At 69.1% G+C, this 1,338-nt stretch carries 2 protein-coding genes; both read left to right on the top strand.

The window, feature by feature from the left end:
• On the top strand, positions 1–234 hold a 234-nt coding region (locus ACWIE7_RS19305), incomplete at its 5' end, for a 5'-nucleotidase C-terminal domain-containing protein (protein WP_454070351.1).
• A gap of 181 nt (positions 235–415) precedes the next feature.
• A partial coding sequence (locus tag ACWIE7_RS19300; RefSeq protein ID WP_454070350.1) for an alpha/beta hydrolase family protein occupies positions 416–1,338 on the top strand: 923 nt, incomplete at its 3' end.

Raw genomic sequence — 1,338 nt, 5'->3', positions numbered from 1 at the left:
GGTGCGCGCGTCACCGAGCTGACGGTGGACGACGAGCCGGTCGACCCGGCCGCCGAGTACACCGTGGTGGTCAACGAGTTCCTCTCCTCCCCCGAGTGGAACGGCTCGCCGTTCGCCGAGCGCGGCACCCGCCGCGAAGCCGGCCTCACGGACATCTCCGCGCTGACGCGTTACGTCACCGATGAAGGACCGCTCACGTCGCCGAAGCCGGGCCGGGTTCGCGTCATCCGCTGATCACCCTGCGCTTTCTGGCGGGAGGCAGCCCCATACGTGGCGATACGTTCGCGTCGCCTCGCCCAGACGCTAAGCTGAGCTTCATTCTTTGCGCGGCATCGTGCCGCACGAGACGCCCAGCGGACGCTCGCGCCGTGCGAGGTTGCTCTTGTCGAATGAAGACTCTAACGAGGTAGTGACTGTGTCCCTGAGACGTGGTGCCAGCCGTCGTCCGTATACCGCGGCGATCGCGCTGTCCCTGGCCTCTGCTCTCACCGCGCTGCCGGCCTGCGCCTCCCCCGAGCCGGTGGCGAAAGTCGACCCGACGCTCGACGGCCCCGCGCGACTGGACGAGGTGGCGGTACAGCGCTTCGAGTACCCGACGCGTGTCGGTGAGCCCGATCCCGAGCAGAACTGGGCCGATCTCTACATCCCGGCGGGTGAGGAGGAGGTCGATTCCCTGCCGCTGGCCGTGATCATCCACGGCGGCGCCTGGCAGAGCGAGATCGGCGCCGATGCGTTCGACCCACTGGCCCGCGAATTGGCCGCCCGGGGCATGGCGGTCTACAACATCGAGTACCGGCGACTCGGTTCGGGTGGCGGCTGGCCCACGACGTTCCGGGACGTCGCCGACGCCCTCGACCACGTGGTGAAGGTCGACGAGGTGTTCCCGCAGATCACCATCGACGACGAGGTGGTCGTGGGGCACAGTGCCGGCGCCCAACTCGCCGTATGGGGTGGGACCAGGCACCTTCTCGACGACGACGAGGTCGGCTCCCGTCCCCGGTTCCGCCCCACCCGGGTCGTCTCGATCGCCGGGCCCCTGGACGCGGTCTACGCGGCCGAGAACGGCGACGATCGGATCGTCAAGGCGATCGGCGGCACCCCGTCGCAGGTGCCGGACCGCTACGCGATGGTGGACCCGATCCAGAACATCGCCCCGGACACCCCGGTCGTGGCGCTGCACGGCTCCGAGGACACGGTGGTGTCGCCCGAGAATTCGCGGCGCTACGTCACCTCGGCCCGCCGAGCCGGCGGCGACGCCAAGCTGATGGTCATCGACGGCGAGAACCACGTGTCGATCGTCTCCGGCGACTCCCCCAACTACTCGAAGGTCCTCGATAC

Source organism: Dietzia sp. NPDC055343, from assembly GCF_053645265.1.
This window is presented reverse-complemented; position numbering and strand designations above follow the sequence as displayed.